The sequence below is a fragment of the Bradyrhizobium sp. HKCCYLRH2060 genome, from assembly GCF_051168135.1.
Taxonomy (GTDB): Bacteria; Pseudomonadota; Alphaproteobacteria; order Rhizobiales; family Xanthobacteraceae; genus Bradyrhizobium.
The window spans coordinates 261,569-280,812 of record NZ_JBNPUK010000001.1; the positions used below are offsets into that span (position 1 = coordinate 261,569).

General features: G+C 65.5%; 21 protein-coding genes. 8 read left to right on the plus strand and 13 right to left on the minus strand.

From position 1 onward, the window contains the following. Nucleotides 1-39 precede the first annotated feature (39 nt). Nucleotides 40-405, plus strand: a complete 366-nt coding sequence (locus ACQR10_RS01045; protein WP_316215302.1) for a DUF1304 domain-containing protein — start codon at nucleotides 40-42, stop codon at nucleotides 403-405. A 309-nt stretch (nucleotides 406-714) separates the two neighbouring features. Beyond that, on the plus strand, nucleotides 715-1,941 hold the full coding sequence (locus ACQR10_RS01050; RefSeq protein WP_315803823.1) for an ABC transporter substrate-binding protein: 1,227 nt from the start codon (nucleotides 715-717) through the stop codon (nucleotides 1,939-1,941). A gap of 274 nt (nucleotides 1,942-2,215) precedes the next feature. On the opposite strand, the gene ACQR10_RS01055 is transcribed toward ACQR10_RS01050, so the two are convergent. The 4 genes from ACQR10_RS01055 to ACQR10_RS01070 form a co-directional block, all read right to left on the minus strand. Next, complete coding sequence (locus ACQR10_RS01055) at nucleotides 2,216-2,821, minus strand: ATP-dependent Clp protease proteolytic subunit (protein ID WP_316215303.1); 606 nt, start codon at nucleotides 2,819-2,821, stop codon at nucleotides 2,216-2,218. A gap of 41 nt (nucleotides 2,822-2,862) precedes the next feature. Then, complete coding sequence (locus ACQR10_RS01060; protein WP_316215304.1) at nucleotides 2,863-3,222, minus strand: SRPBCC family protein; 360 nt, start codon at nucleotides 3,220-3,222, stop codon at nucleotides 2,863-2,865. Further along, nucleotides 3,219-3,533 (minus strand): ArsR/SmtB family transcription factor, encoded by a 315-nt coding sequence (locus ACQR10_RS01065; protein ID WP_315803827.1) that lies wholly within the window; start codon nucleotides 3,531-3,533, stop codon nucleotides 3,219-3,221. The genes ACQR10_RS01060 and ACQR10_RS01065 overlap by 4 nt, the downstream gene beginning before the upstream one ends. 281 nt (nucleotides 3,534-3,814) lie before the next feature. Further along, entirely contained in the window at nucleotides 3,815-4,240 is a 426-nt protein-coding gene (locus tag ACQR10_RS01070; protein WP_315803828.1) for a DUF1330 domain-containing protein, read from the minus strand. 154 nt (nucleotides 4,241-4,394) lie between these two features. Here ACQR10_RS01070 and ACQR10_RS01075 point away from each other — a divergent pair, with 154 nt between their 5' ends. Next, nucleotides 4,395-6,599 carry a transglycosylase domain-containing protein gene (locus ACQR10_RS01075; protein WP_316215305.1) on the plus strand — a complete coding sequence of 735 codons (2,205 nt, stop codon included), beginning with the start codon at nucleotides 4,395-4,397 and terminating at the stop codon, nucleotides 6,597-6,599. A 142-nt stretch (nucleotides 6,600-6,741) separates the two neighbouring features. Here the strand turns inward: ACQR10_RS01075 and ACQR10_RS01080 are convergent, their stop codons facing one another. The 5 genes from ACQR10_RS01080 to ACQR10_RS01100 form a co-directional block, all read right to left on the minus strand. After that, nucleotides 6,742-9,405, minus strand: coding sequence for an EAL domain-containing protein (locus ACQR10_RS01080; RefSeq protein ID WP_316179166.1), 2,664 nt, complete (start codon nucleotides 9,403-9,405; stop codon nucleotides 6,742-6,744). A gap of 316 nt (nucleotides 9,406-9,721) precedes the next feature. After that, on the minus strand, nucleotides 9,722-10,561 hold the full coding sequence (locus tag ACQR10_RS01085) for a M48 family metallopeptidase (RefSeq protein WP_315803829.1): 840 nt from the start codon (nucleotides 10,559-10,561) through the stop codon (nucleotides 9,722-9,724). Between the two features lie 208 nt (nucleotides 10,562-10,769). Continuing rightward, nucleotides 10,770-12,098 carry a polyhydroxyalkanoate depolymerase gene (locus ACQR10_RS01090; protein ID WP_315803830.1) on the minus strand — a complete coding sequence of 443 codons (1,329 nt, stop codon included), beginning with the start codon at nucleotides 12,096-12,098 and terminating at the stop codon, nucleotides 10,770-10,772. 124 nt (nucleotides 12,099-12,222) lie between these two features. Then, on the minus strand, nucleotides 12,223-13,035 hold the full coding sequence (locus ACQR10_RS01095; RefSeq protein WP_316215306.1) for an ABC transporter permease: 813 nt from the start codon (nucleotides 13,033-13,035) through the stop codon (nucleotides 12,223-12,225). Then, nucleotides 13,032-13,823, minus strand: coding sequence for an ABC transporter ATP-binding protein (locus tag ACQR10_RS01100; protein ID WP_316215307.1), 792 nt, complete (start codon nucleotides 13,821-13,823; stop codon nucleotides 13,032-13,034). The genes ACQR10_RS01095 and ACQR10_RS01100 overlap by 4 nt, the downstream gene beginning before the upstream one ends. 97 nt (nucleotides 13,824-13,920) lie before the next feature. Here ACQR10_RS01100 and ACQR10_RS01105 point away from each other — a divergent pair, with 97 nt between their 5' ends. Both ACQR10_RS01105 and ACQR10_RS01110 read left to right on the plus strand, forming a co-directional pair. Continuing rightward, a complete protein-coding gene (locus ACQR10_RS01105) occupies nucleotides 13,921-15,276 on the plus strand; it encodes an ActS/PrrB/RegB family redox-sensitive histidine kinase (RefSeq protein WP_316215308.1) in 1,356 nt (451 codons plus the stop codon). 177 nt (nucleotides 15,277-15,453) lie between these two features. Next, nucleotides 15,454-16,008: an ActR/PrrA/RegA family redox response regulator transcription factor gene (locus tag ACQR10_RS01110; protein WP_316215309.1), complete on the plus strand. Its 555-nt coding sequence runs from the start codon at nucleotides 15,454-15,456 to the stop codon at nucleotides 16,006-16,008. Between the two features lie 34 nt (nucleotides 16,009-16,042). Here ACQR10_RS01110 and ACQR10_RS01115 read toward each other — a convergent pair whose 3' ends face one another. The 3 genes from ACQR10_RS01115 to ACQR10_RS01125 form a co-directional block, all read right to left on the minus strand. After that, nucleotides 16,043-16,408, minus strand: coding sequence for a hypothetical protein (locus ACQR10_RS01115; RefSeq protein WP_315803834.1), 366 nt, complete (start codon nucleotides 16,406-16,408; stop codon nucleotides 16,043-16,045). Between the two features lie 209 nt (nucleotides 16,409-16,617). After that, entirely contained in the window at nucleotides 16,618-16,914 is a 297-nt protein-coding gene (locus tag ACQR10_RS01120) for a hypothetical protein (RefSeq protein ID WP_316215310.1), read from the minus strand. Further along, a complete protein-coding gene (locus ACQR10_RS01125) occupies nucleotides 16,907-17,176 on the minus strand; it encodes a hypothetical protein (RefSeq protein ID WP_316179156.1) in 270 nt (89 codons plus the stop codon). The genes ACQR10_RS01120 and ACQR10_RS01125 overlap by 8 nt, the downstream gene beginning before the upstream one ends. Before the next feature lie 509 nt (nucleotides 17,177-17,685). Between ACQR10_RS01125 and ACQR10_RS01130 the strand changes: the two genes are divergently transcribed. From ACQR10_RS01130 to ACQR10_RS01140, 3 genes are all read left to right on the plus strand, one after another. Beyond that, on the plus strand, nucleotides 17,686-17,823 hold the full coding sequence (locus tag ACQR10_RS01130; protein WP_316215311.1) for a hypothetical protein: 138 nt from the start codon (nucleotides 17,686-17,688) through the stop codon (nucleotides 17,821-17,823). Nucleotides 17,824-17,926: 103 nt separating this feature from the next. Next, on the plus strand, nucleotides 17,927-18,169 hold the full coding sequence (locus ACQR10_RS01135) for a hypothetical protein (RefSeq protein WP_316215312.1): 243 nt from the start codon (nucleotides 17,927-17,929) through the stop codon (nucleotides 18,167-18,169). A 98-nt stretch (nucleotides 18,170-18,267) separates the two neighbouring features. Further along, nucleotides 18,268-18,528: a DUF1488 domain-containing protein gene (locus tag ACQR10_RS01140; RefSeq protein WP_315803840.1), complete on the plus strand. Its 261-nt coding sequence runs from the start codon at nucleotides 18,268-18,270 to the stop codon at nucleotides 18,526-18,528. 126 nt (nucleotides 18,529-18,654) lie between these two features. Here ACQR10_RS01140 and ACQR10_RS01145 read toward each other — a convergent pair whose 3' ends face one another. After that, on the minus strand, nucleotides 18,655-19,137 hold the full coding sequence (locus tag ACQR10_RS01145; RefSeq protein WP_434911743.1) for an MmcB family DNA repair protein: 483 nt from the start codon (nucleotides 19,135-19,137) through the stop codon (nucleotides 18,655-18,657). Between the last annotated feature and the right edge of the window lie 107 nt (nucleotides 19,138-19,244).

Sequence of the window (19,244 nt, forward strand, 5' to 3'; positions counted from 1 at the left end):
CACCAGCGCCGGCCCACGCAGGCTTGGGGGAGCCGAACCATGGCATTGATTGCAGACATCGTCGTCGGGCTGATCGGCCTGCTGCACGTCTACATTCTCGTGCTGGAGATGTTTCTCTGGACCAAGCCGGCCGGCTTGAGGGCGTTCAACAACACGCCGGAGCGCGCGGAGCAGACCAAGGTGCTCGGCGCCAATCAGGGCCTCTACAACGGCTTCCTCGCCGCCGGCCTGTTCTGGGGCCTGGCCCACCCGACGCCGGCCTTCGCGTTCCAGATCAAGATCTTCTTCCTGCTCTGCGTGCTGGTCGCCGGGCTTTACGGCGCGGCCACCGCGAGCCGCAAGATCCTGTTCATCCAGAGCGTGCCGGCCGCGATCGGCCTCGTGCTGGTCTGGCTCGCGGGCTGACCATCGAGTTTGCGGCCGTCCTTCGAGACGCCGGCCTCCGGCGGGCTCCTCAGGACGAGGGCGGAATTCGCGGCGCAATCTCCACCCTCATGGTGAGGAGCGCCGCCTTTGCGGCGCGCCTCGAACCATGAGGCCAATGCTCTCGCCGAAAGGCGACGAAATCCAGCACACGCCCCCGCCCCGCGGAACCGCCCCACCCGCGCTCCCCTCGCCTTGCGTCCGCCAAGCCGTTCCTCCACACTGCCTTCCAGCGATGGCGCCCATTGGGCAGACCAGCCGCACAACAAATCAGGAGGAACGATAGACCCCATGCGACAGGGATATTTCCGTCTTGCAGGGGCGGCCGCTCTGGCCGTCACCCTCTCCGTCACGTCAGCCTCGGCCCAGAAGAAGTACGATCCCGGCGCTTCGGATACCGAGATCAAGATCGGCCAGACCGTGCCGTTCTCGGGTCCCGCCTCGGCCTATGCCTCGATCGGCAAGACCCAGGCCGCCTATTTCAACATGATCAACGAGCAGGGCGGCATCAACGGCCGCAAGATCAAGCTGATCCAGTATGACGACGCCTACTCGCCGCCGAAGGCCGTGGAGCAGGTGCGCAAGTTGGTCGAGGACGACGAGGTGCTGCTGACGTTCCAGATCATCGGCACGCCGTCCAACGCCGCGGTCCAGAAATACCTGAACGCCAAGAAGGTGCCGCAGCTGTTCGCGGCCACCGGCGCCACCAAGTTCACCGATCCGAAGAACTTCCCCTGGACCATGGGATACAATCCCAACTACTTCACCGAGGGCCGCATCTACGGCCAGTACATTCTGAAGGAGCACCCCAATGCCAAGGTCGGCGTGCTCTATCAGAACGACGATCTCGGCAAGGACTACCTCAACGGCATCAAGGCCGGCCTCGGCGACAAGGCGGCGACGATGATCGTGTCCGAGGCCTCCTACGAGGTCTCCGACCCCACCATCGACTCCCAGCTCCTCAAGCTCAAGGCGGCCGGCGCCGACCTCTTGTTCTCGGCCGCGACGCCGAAGCAGGCGGCGCAGGCGATCAAGAAGCTGCACGAGCTCGACTGGCATCCGGTGCACATCGTCGACATCAATGCGACGTCGGTCGGTGCGGTGCTTCAGCCGGCCGGTCTCGAGGCGTCCAAGGGCGTGATCTCGGTCAATTACGGCAAGGACCCGCTCGATCCGCAGTGGAAAGACGATCCGGGCATGAAGCGCTATTTCGAGTTCATGGCCAAGTATTATCCTGAAGGCGACAAGAACTCGAACTTCAACACCTATGGCTACGGCAACGCCGAGCTGCTGGTGACCATCCTGCGCATGTGCGGCGACAATCTCACCCGCGAGAACGTCATGAAGCAGGCGACGTCGCTGAAGGATGTCGTCGGCGACCTGTCGCTGCCGGGCATGAAGATCAACACCTCGCCGACCGACTACCGCGTCAACAAGCAGTTGCAGATGATGAAGTTCAACGGTGAGCGCTGGGAGCTGTTCGGCCCGATCCTGGAGGACAAGGGCGCGGCGGGTTAGCGCCACCCCTCGTCATTCCGGGGCAGCCCGATAGGGCTGAACCCGGGATCCATCTCACAACCGAATATCACGCCAAATGGATTCCGGGCTCGCGCTGCGCGCGACCGGAATGACGACATCACCGGTAAAGGGCTGCGCAACGGCGCAGCCCTTTTGCGTTGCGGCACGGATTGCGCCCCTTCGTCGCTCCTGCTGCCGCAGACACCACTGTCATGCCCCGCGCCGGCGGGGCATCCGGCACGTCGTGCACTCTCGGTCGAACGTGCCGTCCACGCTACTCGCCCATCGCCCTCTGCTTCGCGACCCGGTCGATCAAGCCCCATTGCTGCGCCTCATCCGCCGTCATGAAGTGGTCGCGATCGAGGGTGCGCTCGACGTCCTCATAGCTGCGCCCGCAATGCTCGGCATATAGCCTGATCACGCGGCGCTTGGTCTGCTCCATCTCCCGGGCGTGGATCAGGATGTCGGACGCCTGGCCCTGGAAGCCGCCGAGCGGCTGATGCACGTGAAGGCTCGCATTGGGCAGCGCGGTGCGCTCGCCAGGCTCCCCCGCCATCAGCAGGAACGACCCCATCGAGCGCGCCGTTCCCATGCACAGCGTATGCACCGGCGCCTTGACGAATTGCATCGTGTCGTACATCGCGAGCCCGCTGGTGATCACGCCGCCGGGCGAATTGATGTAGAGATGGATCGGCCGCTTCGGGTTCTCCGCCTCGAGAAACAGCAGTTGCGCGCAGACCAGGGCGGAGACGGTGTCGTTGACCTCGCCGTTGAGGAAGACGATCCGCTCGCGCAGCAGCCGCGAATAGATGTCGAAGGATCGCTCTCCCCGGCTCGACTGCTCGATGACCATGGGGACGAGTTGCATCGTGTCGCGCATGCGCGAGCTCCCGTTCAGTGAGTTGCTGATGAGTTGATGCGTCAGGCCGCGCGCATCAGACTGCGCATGTTGCTGTTCGCCGCTGGCGGCGTCCGCCGCATCAGCGGCGCCGCGGCCAGTCCGTGGATGATCCTGAGCCGCGTGCCGCCATCGGCGTTGGGGATGACCTGGAACGTCACGATGCTTTCGAGGTAGGGCGGCTCGTCGTCGCGCATGCGGTAGCGCACTTCCTCGCCCGGCGTCGACGAGATCGGCGCGGCATCGGCGAGGTCGCCGGGCGGCAGCCAGGTGTCGCGCAGCGCCGGACTGCTGATGGCCCGCCAGACTTTCTCCGGCGGCGCATCGAGCTCGTAGTCGAGCACCAGTTCATCGCCCTGCGCGTCAGCCTCGAGATCGGTCATTGGTCCATGTCCTTCAGCAGGGTTTTCAATGCATCGACCCGTGATGGCCAGTAGGCGCGGTACTTCGCCAGCCAGCGCGCGATGTGCGCCAGGCCATTCGGATCGACCTCGTAGTTGACGAAGCGGCCCTGCCGCTCTTCCCGCACCAGCCCCGCGTTCCGCAGCACCGCGAGATGCTGCGACATCGCCGGCTGGCTGATCGTCAAACCTTCGCGAAGGGCGCTGGCATTCATGCCGCCGGCCGCGAGCTTCTCGAAGATCGCGTAGCGCGTCGGATCGGCCAGCGCCTTGAAGATGTCACTCTCGATCATGACAACACATAAGCATAAACTTATGTGTTGTGCAAGCCCGCAGCCCAAGCATTGGCGAGCCTATCGAGCGATCCCACGCTCGCGGACTGCATTCCACTGTAGAAAACACTCTCGCAAAGTCCCCCGCTGCGCTCCCTCCCCCCTTGTGGGGGAGGGTTGGGGAGGGGGGCCTCCGGGCGACCGTCCTCGTAGCTACCCCCCTCCCTAACCCTCCCCCACAAGGGGGGAGGGAACCTACCGCCGATGGGGCGTCGACTTCGACCAACACTGCTGAGAAAAAACTACGCCGGCACCTCGCCAAAGTTCTTCCCCACCGGCAGTACCGCATGCCGGATGAGCCGCGAGTCTTCCACCGCCGCCTGCCTGTGCTTCACCGCTTCGCGGTAGACGGGATCCCGGATCATCTCGACGAACGCCTGCACGGACGGATATTCCGCGATGAAGCAGTGATCCCAGCGCTCCTCCTGCGGGCCGATCAGCATCAGCTCGAAGCGGCCCTGCCAGATGATGCGGCCGCCGAGGCGCTCGAACACCGGGCCGCTCTCGCGGCCATAGGCGGCATAGGCTTCCGCGCCGCTGACCTTGCGTCCGTCGGGATAGGCCGCCTCCTTGCGCAGTCGCACCAGGTTCAGCATGTGGATCGGACCCGGGCGGTCGTTCTCCCGGAACTGCGCGAACACCTCCTTGGTGGGATCGATATGGCCCATGAACTCCCTCGTCTGTTGTTGTTTACCTTGGCTTAACCATAACGCGGCGTTACGAGCGCGAAACTCCTAATCGCGCGTTAAGCTCTTCCTAACTGCCCCTTAAACTCCGGACATTACCGTGGTCGGACGGCGGGATCGCGGGCTCGGGTTGCGTATGGCGCGGGGACGGAAACAGGGCGGCGGACGCAAGGAGCCGCGATTCGGTCTTGCGGCCGCGATGGCCGATCTGCGCCTCGACCCCAAGGATCGCATTCCCTCCGACAACGCGCCCAAGAAGTCCGCTGCAAAGAAAAGGCCGGTCGAGCCGGACGACGAGGACGATGTGCCGGCGCGCGCGCCGAAAGCCACCCCACCGAAACCGAAGCCTGCCCGAGCCAACTCACGCTGGGGGATGTCGGTCGGCCGCATGTTCTACTGGGCACTGGTTTGCGGCCTGTGGGGCGTGATCGCGCTGGTCGGCGTCGTGATCTGGGCCGGCGCGCATCTGCCGCCGATCCAGTCGCTGGAGATCCCGAAGCGGCCGCCGACGATCGAGATCGTGGGCTATGACGGCAGCATGCTGGCGCAGCGCGGCGAGATGGCGGGCGCCAATGTCGCGCTGAAGGATCTGCCGCCCTATCTGCCGAAGGCCTTCATCGCCATCGAGGACCGCCGCTTCTATCAGCATTTCGGCATCGATCCGATCGGCATCGCCCGCGCCGTGGTCGCCAACGTCCTGCATCGCGGCGTGTCGCAGGGCGGCTCGACCCTGACGCAGCAGCTCGCCAAGAACCTGTTCCTGACCCAGGAGCGTACGCTGGCGCGCAAGCTGCAGGAGGCCGAGCTGGCGCTGTGGCTGGAGCGCAAATATTCCAAGCGCGAGATCCTGGAGCTGTATCTCAACCGGGTCTATTTCGGCTCCGGCGCCTATGGCGTCGAGGCGGCGGCGCAGCGCTATTTCGGCAAGTCGGCGCGGCAGGTGACGATCGGCGAGGCCGCGATGCTCGCAGGTCTCGTGAAGTCGCCGTCGCGGCTGGCGCCGAACCGCAACCCGGAGGGCGCCGCCAAGCGCGCGCAGACCGTGCTCGCGGCGATGGCCGACGCCAAGTTCATCACCGACGCCCAGGCGCGGGCCCAGATCGCGCACCCTTCCGTCGCGGTGAAGCCGGCGGGCGCCGGCACCATCAACTACGTCGCCGACTGGATCGGCGAGGTGCTCGACGATCTCGTCGGCCAGGTCGAGGAATCGATCGTGGTGGAGACCACGATCGATCCGAAGCTGCAGAGCGTCGCCGAGGCCGCGATCATCGACGAGCTCGCGGCGAAGAGCGTCAAATTCAACGTCAGCCAGGGCGCGCTGGTGGCGATGACGCCGGACGGCGCCGTGCGCGCCATGGTCGGCGGCCGCAACTACGCCGACAGCCAGTTCAACCGCGCCGTCACCGCCAAGCGCCAGCCCGGCTCGGCGTTCAAGCCGTTCGTCTATCTCACCGCGATCGAGCAGGGCCTGACGCCGGACACGGTCCGCCAGGACGCGCCGCTCGATCTGAAGGGCTGGAAGCCGGAGAACTACACCCGCGAATATTTCGGCCCGGTGACCTTGACCCAGGCGCTGGCGATGTCGCTCAACACGGTCGCGGTGCGCGTCGGCCTCGAGGTCGGGCCGAAGAACGTGGTGCGGACCGCGCACCGCCTCGGCATCGCCTCCAGGCTCGATCCCAACCCGTCGATCGCGCTCGGCACCTCCGAGGTGTCGATGATCGAGCTGGTCGGCGCCTATGCGCCGTTCTCGAATGGCGGCCTCGCCGTCTCGCCGCATGTGGTGACGCGGATCAGGACGCTCGACGGCAAGCTGCTCTACATGCGCCAGACAGAGCAGCCGGTGCAGGTGATCGAGCCGCGCAACGCGGCGATGATGAATCAGATGATGCAGGAGACGCTGATCTCCGGCACCGCGAAGAAGGCCGAGATCCCGGGCTGGACCGCTGCCGGCAAGACCGGCACCAGCCAGGATTTCCGCGACGCGTGGTTCATCGGCTACACCGCGCATCTCGTCACCGGCGTCTGGCTCGGCAATGACGACAACTCGCCGACCAAGAAGGCGACCGGCGGCGGCCTGCCGGTCGAGGTCTGGACGCGCTTCATGCGATCAGCGCATCAGGGCGTGCCGGTGGCGGCGCTGCCGAATGCACAGAGCCCCGGCGTGGTCCCGACACTGGCGCAGATCGCCTCACAGATCACGGCGCCGACGGCCCCTGCCCCCAATGCCGCCTACTCCGCGCGCTCGGCGCCGCCGCCAAGCCGCAACAATGTGCGGCCGGAGCCCGCCGCCGGCCTCGATGGCTGGCTGGTCGACCGGCTGTTCGGTGGTCGGCGCTGAGCTGAGCTCATCGCGTGACGACTTGCGCCACGCCCACCGTCATTCCGGGGCAAGGCCGCAGGCCTTGAACGCGGAATCTCGACGTGGCTTGGCTGGCGTTCGTTCAACAAGCTCGGCTGAGGATGGATGGAGCCCGGCTGGCTCAGCCGGCCGCCTTGGCGATCGGAAGCGGAGCCGGGTCAACCGCCCCAGAACCAGCCGTCTGCGCCAAAACGCGTCCGATCTGCCGCAGCATCAGGCTCGCGCGGTGGGCGCTGTAGTCCAGCAGCCAGCGGCTGAAGGCACTGGCGGCCATCGGCCGCGCGAACAGGAAGCCCTGCATCGCATCGCAGCCGAGCTCGGCCAGCAGCTTGCGCTGCGGCTCGGTCTCGACCCCTTCGGCGACCACGGCCACGTCGAGGCTCTGGCCGACGCGCACGACCGCGGTCACGATCGCCCGCGTGCCGCTGTCGTTCTCGAAATCGCGCATGAAGCTGCGATCGATCTTCAGCTCGTCGATTGGCAGCTGGGCCAGCCGGCTCAGGCTGGAATAGCCGGTGCCGAAATCGTCTAGCGACAGGCCGACGCCCATGTTGCGCAGCTCGTTCATGGTCGCGATCACGGTGGCGCGCTCGTTGAGGATCACCCCTTCGGTGATCTCCAGCATCAGCATCTTCGCCGGCAGGTCGTTGGCGGCCAGGATCTGCGCCACCATCGCCGCCAGGTTGACGTTCTGGAAGTTGATCGGCGACAGGTTCACCGAGATGCAGGGGATATCGAGACCGGCACGCCGCCACGACGCCATCTGCTGACAGGCCAGCTTGATCGACCACACACCGATCTGCTCGATCAGACCACATTCCTCGGCAAGCGGAATGAACTTGGCGGGCGAGACCTCGCCGAGCACCGGATCGTGCCAGCGCGCCAGCGCTTCGACGCCGTGGATCGCGCCGTCGCGGGTGCGGATCTGCGGCTGATAGTGCAGGGTCAGGGCCTCGCTGGCGATCGCCTCGCGCAGCGCGGTCGAATGCATCAGCCGCTCTTCGGCGAGCTTGTCGATGTCGGCGCTGAAGAAGCGGTAGGTCGCCCGCCCCCCGCGCTTGGCCTTGTACATCGCCGCATCGGCCTGCTTGATCAGGGTCTCGATGTCCTTGGCGTTGTCAGGATAGAGGCTGAGCCCCATGCTCGCCGACATCGGCACCTGCCGCTTGCCGATCGTCAGCGGCATGGCGAGCGCCGCGGTGATCCGCGCCGCCGCCAGCGAGGCCTCGAGCGGATCGCGGTTCTGCAGCACGATCACGAACTCGTCGCCGCCGAGCCGGCCCAGCATGTCGCCGGCGCGAATCTGCGCCCGCAGGCGGTTGGCGAAGCCGACCAGGAACTCGTCGCCGGCGGCATGGCCCAGCGTGTCGTTGACGTCCTTGAAATTGTCGGCGTCGAGGAAGGCGACGGCGACGTGTCCGCCTTCCGGACAGGCCTTGATGGCTTCGGCGATCAGCGACGGGATGCGGGCACGGTTGGGCAGGCCCGTCAGCATGTCGTGATAGGCGACCTGCGAGATCGTCGAGCGGACCTCCTGGCGCTCGATGGCGAGCGCACCGAGCTGGACGCAGGCGGCGACGATCTGCTCGTGCCAGGGGCTGGGGCCGCGGCATTCACGGAAGTAGAAGGCAAAGGTGCCGATGACGCGGCCGTCCTTGCCCTTGATGGGCGACGACCAGCAGGCGCGCAGGCCGGCGGCGAGCGGGCCGGCCTTGTAGGGCTGCCAGCGCGGATCATTGTCGATGTCGCGCGACAGCACCGGCTCGCAGAGATAGGCGGCGGTGCCGCAGGAGCCGACGTCCGGCCCGATCGGGATCCCGTCGAGGCTGGCGGAAAAATCGGCCGGCAGGCTCGGGCCGCCGAGCGGATGCACGTGCCCATCTGAATCGACGTGCAGGATTGAGCAGACGACGTCAGGGGCGAGCTCTTCGACCCGGCGGCACAGTTGATCGGCGATGGTCGTGATCGAAACGTCGGACGCCAGCGACGCCATGATCAGCTGCTGCAGCGAGCGCAGCTGCTTGGTCTCCCGGATGTCCGTGAGCAGCCCGAACAGATATCTGACCTTGCCCCGCCTGGTCCGGTGCGCCTTGACATAGGCGGTCGTCCAGATCTCGCGGCCGTCCTTGTCGTAGACCAGCACGTCCTCCTCGATGCCGCGGTCGTCCTCGAGGCATTGCCTCAGCCGGTTGACGATGGCGGGATCGGTGCAGGGGCCGGTCAGCAGTTCCTCGGCGCGGCGCCCGATCGCCTGTTCAGGCGTGTAGCCGAACAGGCTGGCAAAGGCGGCGTTGGTGTACAGGACGTTGAGATGGCGATCGGTGACGATGACGGCCCGGTTGGTCCGATCGGCGACCGACGTCAGCAGCGCATTGCGCTCGCGCATGTCGACTTCGGTGGTCACGTCACGAATGAACAGCAACGAACGGACCGGCTCATCCTCCCGGCCCGGCGGGAGCGCGCACAACGACAGGCGGAGGCGGGTCCGCCCGCCGTCGGCATGGCGCATCGTCATTTCGCGGGCGTCGGACTGGTCCGGCTCCTGCTGCGCGTCGGTCGCCTCGGCGCACGGGGTCGCCGCGATCAGATCCGCGGGCAGACCCAGGCTTTCGAGGTCGGCGCCGACCAGAGCGGCCGGCTCACGCCGCAGCAGCACCGACGCCGCCTGATTGGCGTGCTGGACGTGGCCCTGCGCGTCGAGAAAGAGAATCGCCTCGGAGGCACCGTCGAGCGCGGCAGAGAGCAATTGTGTGGATGCGGCCGGTTGAAACTCGCTTGCAAACATCGTTCGATTCGAGGCGCGCTGCACGTTTCGAGAGAAACGATCGGCGCTTTGGTTGCAGCGAACGGCCCGGCAGCTCGCTGGGACGTCACCTTGGGTTGATTGCGGTAAATCTGGCGAGCGCAGCGTTACAGCCACGTTAAGGCGCCGCCGATTTGGGCAATATCCTGCGACTGCAGGCGAGAAGGCTTAAGAATTCGATAGTCCGCAGGCGGGTTCTGAGTTCATCGATGCAGATTGGAACCCGACGAAGAAATGGCCCGGACCAGAAGGCCGGGCCATTGGGACTCACATCGTCGAGAGGTCTGTCGTCGAGACCTCAGTCGTCGATGCCATAGCGATGCAGATCGTTGCCGCAGGTGTCGAGCCACTTCTTGGCGCGCTCGACCGAGGCGCAGATTCTACCGCACACCTTCCAGAACCGCGGCGAGTGGTTCATCTCGATCAGATGCGCGACCTCGTGCGCGGCGAGATAGTCGAGCACGAAGGGCGGCGCCAGGATGAGACGCCACGAGAACGACAGCGAGCCGGCCGAGGTGCACGAGCCCCAGCGGCTCGACTGGTCGCGGATCGACAGCCGCTTGACCTTGACGCCGAGCTGCTCGGCATAGCCGTCGGCGGCCTTCTGCAGGTCACGGCGCGCCTCGCGCTTGAGGAAGTCGAGCACGCGGCGTTCGGTGTGCTCGATCCCGCCGGCCACGCACAGGATCTTCTCGCCGCTGTCGCGCGTCTCGGTCCACACCGTGCCGCGCTCGCCGGCGCGATGCACGATCTTGTGCGGCACGCCGCGCAGCGGCACCAACGTGCCCGGCAGGAATGGCGCCGCCTTCGGCAGCCGGCCGAGACGCGCCGCGATCCACGCGCCGTGACGCTGCGCGAAGTCTTTCGCTTCGATGATGGTGCCGCGCGGAGGCATCGTCAGGATCGCTTCGCGATCCGACGGATGAATTCTCAGGGTATAACGTCGCGCACGACGGTGACGCCGCAATCTAATCGAGTAGATTTGCGAGCCGTGCTTGACGAGAAGACGCGAGGGTTCGGCGGGCCGCCGATAAAGTAGCGCGCGAGTGGCCATTTCTGTCAGTCCGGGGGGTAAGAACTCGCCCGGATTTTGCCATATCCACCGCCAGGGAAAGCGCTCGGCGCAAAAACAAATCATTTGCCCAACATACAGGGGTTCCGAAGGTTCCGCACCCCAGCAGTTGGGCCTCTCAGGCTCCCGAAGATATGAATTCAGATTCAAAAGCATCGCTCAAGGAGCGACGCCACATTCACTGCTTGAGTCACTCCTGAATTCCGGTTTCTACCGTCCCTTCAAAGAGTTACCGCGCAGCCGGATTCGGATGCGCGGTGAATGTGATTGTCGCTCATTCAGCCGCAATGGCGAGCAGCGACTTGGGATCGGCCGCCGACAACATGAAATCGTTGATGCGCGGCACGATCTCCGACTTGAATCGCGAGCCGTTGAACACGCCGTAATGACCGACACCTGGTTGCACGTAGTGAACCCGGCGATGATCCGGGATCGACGAGCAGAGTCCATGCGTCGCTTCGGTCTGACCGAGACCGGAGATGTCGTCCTTCTCGCCTTCGACGGTCATCAACGCCACACGCGTGACCTTCGACGGGTCGACCAGCGTGCCGCGGTGGGTCATCTCGCCCTTCGGCAGCGCGTGTCGGATGAACACCGTCTCAACCGTCTGCAAATAATATTCCGCAGCCAGGTCCATGACGGCGAGATACTCGTCGTAGAAGTCGCGGTGCTTGTCGACCTGGTCGCCGTCACCCTTCACGAGGTTGGCGAACAGCGCCTTGTGGGCGTCGACATGGCGGTCGAGGTTCATGCTGATGAAGCCGTTCAGCTGCAGGAAGCCCGGATAGACGTCGCGCATCACGCCGGGATGCGGGAACGGCACCTTGGTGATGACGTGGTTGCGGAACCAGTCGATGCCGCGCTCCTGGGCGAGATTGTTCACGCCGGTCGGATTGCGCCTGGTGTCGATCGGGCCGCCCATCAGGGTCATCGAGATCGGTGCGAACGGATCGCGCTCGGCCTCCATGACCGACACCGCGGCCAGCACCGGCACCGCCGGCTGGCACACCGCCATGACGTGCATGTTGGTGCCGAGGAAGCGCAGCATCTCGATGACGTAGTCGATGTAGTCGTCGAGGTCGAAACGGCCCTCGGCCAGCGGAACCATCCGCGCGTCGGACCAGTCGGTGATGTAGACCTCGTGGGTCGGCAGGAACGCCTCGACGGTACCGCGCAACAGCGTCGCGTAATGGCCGGACATCGGCGCCACGATCAAGAGCCGGGGCTGGGGCGCGCGCAGAGGGCGGGTCAGCTTGCGGTCGAAATAGAGCAGCCGGCAGAACGGCTTTTCCCAGATCGCGCGGACCTCGACCGGGGTCCGGATGCCGTTGACCTCGGTCTCGTCGAGACCCCATTCGGGCTTGCCGTAGCGGCGCGTGGTGCGCTCGAACAGCTCGCAGGCCGCTGCGACCGACTTGCCCATCTCGGTATGGGCCCAGGGATTAAGCGGGTTCTGAAACAGGATCTTGGTGGCATCGGTGACAGCGCGCGCCGGATTGAGCGATGCATGCGCCATTTCGTACATCCAGTACATCGGTGTCGTCAGGACCGGACTGCCTTCCGACGCCAGGGGCGGTGCACCGCCAAACTCACCTATCGGCATTCTCGTTCAACCTCTCTGCAACGCAGCATACTGCCGAATGCGTAATTAAGCGTCAATGCGGTGTTGTACGTGTCAACGCCGCAAAGCGACGAAATGAGCCCGGAAATCCACGGGAAAAGCGCAATTATTCCCCTGCCGCCAGCAGCGAGCCGGCGCGCCGCGCGCTGCGCAAAAGGGCAATGAATGCCGCAAACGACGCCAGCAGCAGGGCGGCATTGAGCCCGAGCGCGGTCAGCATCAGGTCGGACCGGAAGACGTGATCGGCCAGCAGCGCACGCATGCCCTCGAACACATAGGTCGGCGGCAGCGACCAGGCGACAAGTTGCAGCCAGTGCGGCAGCACCTGGACGGGATAGTACACGCAGGCCAGCGGCATCAGCGCGAACATCAGCGTCCAGACGATGCTCTCGGCGCCGAGCCCGTTGCGCAGCACCAGACCCGACACGAAGATTCCGACCGCCCAGGAGGTGAAGATCAGGTTGCAGAAGAACGCGATCAGCGGCAGGCCGAGGCTGTAGAAGTTGAAATCGAAGAACCAGACCGCGATCAGGGTCATCGGAATGATGCCGATGGCCAGCCGGATCAGGCTCATCGTCATCAGCGCCAGCAGGAATTCGATCGGGGTCAGCGGGCTCATCATCAGGTTGCCGATGTTGCGCGCCCACATCTCCTCCAGGAAGGAGATCGAGAAGCCGAGCTGGCCGCGGAACAGGATGTCCCACAGGATGACCGCGCCGATCAGCGTGCCGCCGGCTTTGGCGAAGAAGCCGGCATTGGCGGTGATGTAGGTCTGCAGGAACCCCCAGGTGATGATCTGCAGGGTCGGCCAGTACATCAGCTCCAGCAGCCGCGGCCAGGACGACAGCAGCAGGTACCAGTAGCGCAGGATCATCGCGCCGATCCGGCGCGGCGAGATGTGGAGGGAAAGATCGTTCATTGCGCCGCCTCCCGGTCGCGGCCGCGGGCGACGTCGAGAAACACCTCCTCGAGCGTCGAGCGGTTGTAGCGCGCCATGATCTGCGCCGGGCTGTCGTCGTCCTCGATGCGGCCGCGTTTCATGATGACGACGCGGTCGCACAGGCGCTCGACCTCCAGCATGTTGTGCGAGGCCAGCAGGATGGTGGCGCCGCGGCGCTTCCGGTAGCGCTCGAGATGGCCGCGCACCCAGTCGGCCGTATCAGGATCGAGCGAGGCGGTCGGCTCGTCCAGGAGCAGCAGCTCGGGATCGTTGATCAGCGCCTTCGCCAGCGCGACGCGCGTCTTCTGCCCGGCCGAGAGCTTGCCATTGGCGCGATCGATGAAGTCGGTGAGGTCGAGCTGCGCGGCGAGCTCGGCGATCCGCTCCTTGAGGTGGTCCACCGCATAGAGCCGGCCGAAGATGGTGAGGTTCTGCCGCACCGTGAGACGCATCGGCATTTCGACATAGGGGCTCTCGAAGTTCATCCGCCCCAGCACGGCAGCAGCCTCGTCCGGCATGCTGTGGCCGAGCACGGCGACCTCGCCCGAGGTCGGCTGCACCAGCCCCATGATCATCGCAATCGTCGTGGTCTTGCCGGCGCCGTTGCCGCCGAGCAGCCCGGTGATGCTGCCCCGGCGGATCGCAAAGGAGATGCCGTCGACGGCGGTCGTCGTCTTGTAGACCTTGGTCAGCTGCGACACGGCAATCGCGGGCGAAACCGAGCCGGAATCGGATGAGAGGGTCGGCACTGCGTCATCTTGCGTCATGGGAGGGGTTCATTGAGGCATTGTGCCGCAAACCGCAACAGGCCACCAACGGCCGCCCAGATTTGTCGCCGCGCCTGCGCGGCATTAGGTTCCCGTCATGACCGACGACGCCCTGATCATCGACACGCCCGACACCGACTATCGCCATCCGCGCCAGCGCGTCCGGCTCGACACCATCCTGCGACTGCGCTGGCTGGCGGCGCTCGGTCAGTTGAGCGCGATCTTCATCGTGGTGCAGGGGCTGGAGTTCGACCTGCCGGTGGTGCCCTGTCTGGCGGTGATCAGCATCTCGGCGCTGCTCAATCTCGGCCTGCAGATCGCCTTCAACCCGATGCAGTTGCTGGAGCCGGCCCACGCCGGTGGCCTGCTCGCGCTCAACATCATCGAGCTGACGGTGCTGCTCTATCTCACGGGCGGGCTGGAGAATCCCTTTTCCTACATGTTCCTCGCGCCGGTGCTGATCTCGGCGACCGCGCTGCCGGTCCGCTTGACGATCATGCTCGGCCTGCTCGCCGTCGCCTGCGCCACCGCCTTGTTCTTCATGCACCTGCCGCTGCCGTGGGAAGGCGAGGAGCCGCTGATCTTCCCGCCGATCTACCTGTTCGGCGTCTGGCTCTCGATCGCGCTCGCGATCGGCGTCACCAGCCTCTATGCGTTCCAGGTGACCGAGGAGGCACGCAAGCTGTCGGACGCGCTGGCGGCCACCGAGTTGGTGCTGGCGCGCGAGCAGCACCTCACCCAGCTCGACGGTCTCGCGGCGGCCGCCGCGCACGAGCTCGGCACGCCGCTCGCGACCATCGTGCTGATCTCGCGCGAGTTGGAGCGCGCCCTGCAGGACAACAGCCAGGTCACCTCCGACATCAAGACCCTGCGCGAGCAGGCGCAGCGCTGCCGCGACATTCTCGGCAAGATCACCCAGCTGTCCTCGATCGGGTCGATGTACGACCGGATGAAGCTGTCGACCCTGATCGAGGAGACGGTCGCACCGCATCGCGACTTCGGCGTCGACATCAAGGTGCGCGTCGCGGTGGCCGCGGCCAAGGAACCGGTCGGCTCACGCAACCCGGCGATCCTCTATGGCGTCGGCAACATCCTGGAGAATGCCGTCGATTTCGCGCGCAACGCCGTCGAGGTGAACGCCTGGTGGAACAACGAGACGGTCGAGATCGTGGTGTCCGACGACGGCCCCGGCTTCGCGCCCGATATCCTGAAGCGGATCGGCGAGCCCTATCTGTCGCGACGGCCCAGCGCCGAGGACGGCCCGGGAGGTAACCAGGGCGGCGGACTCGGGCTCGGCGTGTTCATCGCCCGCACCCTGCTGGAGCGGACCGGGGCCAAGGTCTCGTTCAGCAATCGCACCTTCCCCGACCATGGCGCCGTGGTCCAGATCGTCTGGCCGCGGCGGCGCTTCGAGGCCAGCGAGGATGACGATGGCGAGGCGGAGCCGGAATGAAACCTGCGGGGCAGCCGCCGCTGGCGCGGTCCTGGCATACGGCACACCGGCCCCGCGCGGCGTCACGCCGCAGACTGCGGCAACCCGCGATCTTGGCAGCGGCGACTCGGCAGACCATATGAGGATGGACCAGATCGTCTCGCAACCATCGAGCCATCTTCTCAAGGATATATGACCGTGGGCGCCATCGCCGAACTGACGAACCACCCGGACCGCTCTCTCCTCATCGTGGAGGACGACAAGCCGTTCCTGGAGCGCCTGTCGCGCGCCATGGAGACTCGCGGCTTCACCGTCACCTCCTGCGAAAGCGTCGCCGAAGGTATTTCACAGATCGGCAAGGCGGCGCCGGCCTTTGCCGTGGTCGACCTCCGGCTCGGCGACGGCAACGGCCTCGACGTGGTGTCGGCGCTGAAGCGCAAGCGCCCCGAGGCGCGCGCCATCGTGCTGACCGGCTACGGTAACATCGCGACCGCGGTGACGGCCGTGAAGATGGGCGCGGTCGACTATCTCGCCAAGCCGGCGGATGCCGATGACGTGGTCGCCGCGCTGCTGTCGACCACCGGCGAAAAGTCCGAGCTGCCGCAGAATCCGATGTCGGCCGACCGCGTGCGCTGGGAGCACATCCAGCGCATCTACGAGATGTGCAATCGCAACGTCTCGGAAACGGCGCGCCGCCTCAACATGCACCGCCGCACCCTGCAGCGCATCCTCGCCAAGCGCGCGCCGAAGTAAGGCCGAAGTAAGCGAGCGTTTGCTCGCTCCGGCGTCAGTGCGACTTCACGAACGCCTGCAGCGCATGAAACACCGTGCGCCGCGGGTTGCGGCTGCACCAGTTGCGCATCCAGCTGTCGACCTCGGTCAGGTCGAGCTTGATCTGCCGGCCCTCGTCGCCGCGGTCCGCATTGATGGCCGAGACGTAGCCCATCATCCATTGCTGATATTTTGATATGGCATTGACGTAGGGTTCGTCGCCATTGCTGATCGCCTTGTAGGTGCCGGGCGGCTGCTCCTCGGCGGCGGCGATGAAGCGCTCGCAGGAATCGGCCCCCACGCCGAGGACGTAGAACGCCTTTTCCTCCGCGCGGACTCCAGTCGCGAAGAGCAGTGCCAACGCCAAGACCACCCGTCGCATCTGTCGTCCCTGTCCGCACCCCTGGGCTGGATACTGCTCGAACCTTAAAATTGTTCCGGCATGTTGCGCCCTATGCGGGGCAATTATCAGGCAAAGCCGGGGAAATTGCCGGGAGGCCAGACGGGTCGATGCTGTCGCCCTTGGCAACAGTCCTGAATCGGGCGCGGGTGCACGATAGGCTGATAGGCGCCACGATTCGCCGGCTCGCGTCAGCTCTCCCCGGCCAGCCGGGAGAAATCGGCCAGCACGGCGGCGATCAGCTCTCGGTGCCTGGTATCCTGTTCCGCAAGACTCGCGGCGTAGAGGTTTAGCAGATAGCGCGCCTTCGCGGCAGCTTCCGGCCACGACGCAGCCGCGTGGGCGAGCAGGTGCTGCTCGAGAACCGCCTGGCGCTCGCGCAGGTCCCGTGCGTGAGTTTCGGCCTCCGCCAACGCGCGACGCAGGTCCACGGCCTTCTGCGCGCTCATCCCGCGGTGGCTGTCGAGATCGAACGGTTCGTCAGTCATCCGATGCACTCGCGTCGATACGCTGCGCGTCTGCAAGATCGGCCGAACTGATGGATACCATCTCGACGGCACCAGAGTGCGGACGGTCGGCGGGCAGCATCATCATCGTCGCAACCCGGCGGTAGGCAGCAAAGGACAGCCCCTCGATCATCTCTTCGTCCGTGACCACCTCATAGGTGCCTTCCGGCAGGAGACGCTCGATGCTTCTGATCCGGAACGGATGTCTGAAGGTGACGAATTCGCGCCGCGAGCGAATGCTCATCTGCGCCTACCTTTCGCAACAGGCCCGCTGTCGCTGTCGCAAACTCAAGGCTTCTACGAAGCATGCGCCTTGCGGCCGGCAATAGCCACCGCTTTCTCGTCAGCACGACGGATGAGCGGCTGGGCCGTCATCGCACCGTGTCGCTGCGCTTTGGTGCTCGCTATTGCAGGAGCCAGGGTGTATCAATGGTGATCACCGCCATTCCGACGGCATTCACCGGTGACTGAGGGTCACGAGCGCTCCCGCCGCAAACCACGCGAGGGATAGCCAATGCCGCAGTTTCGTCTGAGCGAGTGGATCGTTCCACCCATCATCGTGCCGCTGCTGCTGATCCTTCTCGCGCTCGCAACTGCCGCGCTGCATTCGTAGATCACACCGCCGTGCGCCCCGTCGGCGTCGGTGGACGATGGCCACCCGCCGACAAGGCAGTGGCGCCGCGCACGCAGGATCGAGACAGCGCCTTCGTTCGATGCGCTGAACCAGCTCCAACCCGAGTCGAGGAGACCGACATGGCCAAAGGTCAGCAAAAAAGCAATCGGGAAGCCAAGAAGCCCAAGAAGGAGAAGCCCAAGAGCATTGCCGCAGCGCCGAGCCAGAAGGCCGGAGCATGGCAGCCGGATTTTTCCAACGACAAGAAGAAGCGTTAGGGGCTTTCCGGTCTCATCAGTCTGGATGGTTCTCCCGCATGCAAGGCCGCGCGCAATGCGGAGGTGATGCGGCCGACCGTACTGGCAGCGCAAAGGACAGAACATGGCGCGCGAAACGATCTATTTCGTCCAGGCGTTCAGCGCCGGCCGGGGCGGACGCCCGAAACCCGAGACGCCGATCGCCTGCAAGACGGAATCGAGCGCGCTCCGAACTGCGGAACGACTGGTGTCGAGCAAGGCAGGCGTCGTCGCCTTCTCGTCATCTGGCGATCCCGACATGGGCGACTATGACGATGAGCCGACGGTTTTCTTCCGCCACGGCGAGTTGCCGTCGGCTTTCGATTGAGATGCGCAACCCGCTTTGTCGCCGGCAACCACCGCCGAGCGCCCCTTGGATGACGTCCGCCCATCTGCGGCGCCCTCCGAACCCGATCGGACACACACATGATTGAGTTTCCAAATCACAGCCGCTCCTATGATCGCACGCGACGTGCCGTACGGTTCTGGGGCTACGACAGCGCAATCGAAGCGTCGTTCTTCGTCGACGAGGGCGCGTTGAGACGCCTTCAACCCGACACCTGTCCGGACGAGTCGGGCTTTCTGACTGCGTTCGATTCCAACCGTGAGCGCATCTGCGCCGCCGCCGCCAAGGTCTATGTCCGAGGAAGCCGGGGATCCTACGATCTCGTCGCTGCAAATTTTTGACGGCGCTGCCTGCGGATCGGCTCTCAGCGATGCGATGTCTCTCATCTCGAGAGTCGTGACCTGACGGAGCCTGCGTCACCTACCTAGGCAGGGAACCCCGTCCAGTGGAGCGCACTTGAGGATTCTCTAGAGGTCCGCGTGGCCCTGCGGGTCGATCAGCCGGTTGATCCGCTGCGCCGCCGCGAGCCCGAAGCGCACCGTCATCAGCTTGCGCGTCGGCGCCGGCAATCTGTGCTCGGGCGCCTCGCAATGCAGGTGGGCGCCGTAGGCATCGGCCACGATCAGGCCGGTGTCCCGCGGAAAGATCTCGCACGGCAGGTCCTGCGTGAAGGCGAAGAACAGCCGGTCGCAATGGGCACGATAATCCTCCCATTTGTGATCGGCGCGCAGGTCCTCGACCGACGACTTGATCTCGACGATCCAGATCTCGCCGCGCTCGTTCAGCGCCACCAGGTCGGCGCGACGGCCCGACGGCAGCGGCAGCTCGCTGATGGTGGCAAAGCCGAGCGAGCGCAGCAGCCGCGAGGTGCCGCGCGCAATCGCCAGCGCCGTCTCCGACTGGCGGCGGTCGACGGGAACGAGGCTGATCCTGGCGGCGGACGATTCCATCGGTGCAGCATAGCCGATTCCAGGCGTCTCCCAAGCCCGGTTGACGCCCCGATGCGGGCCGCTGCAGCGCGGAGCTCTGCACCCGACAGCCGCCTTTTCACTTGGCG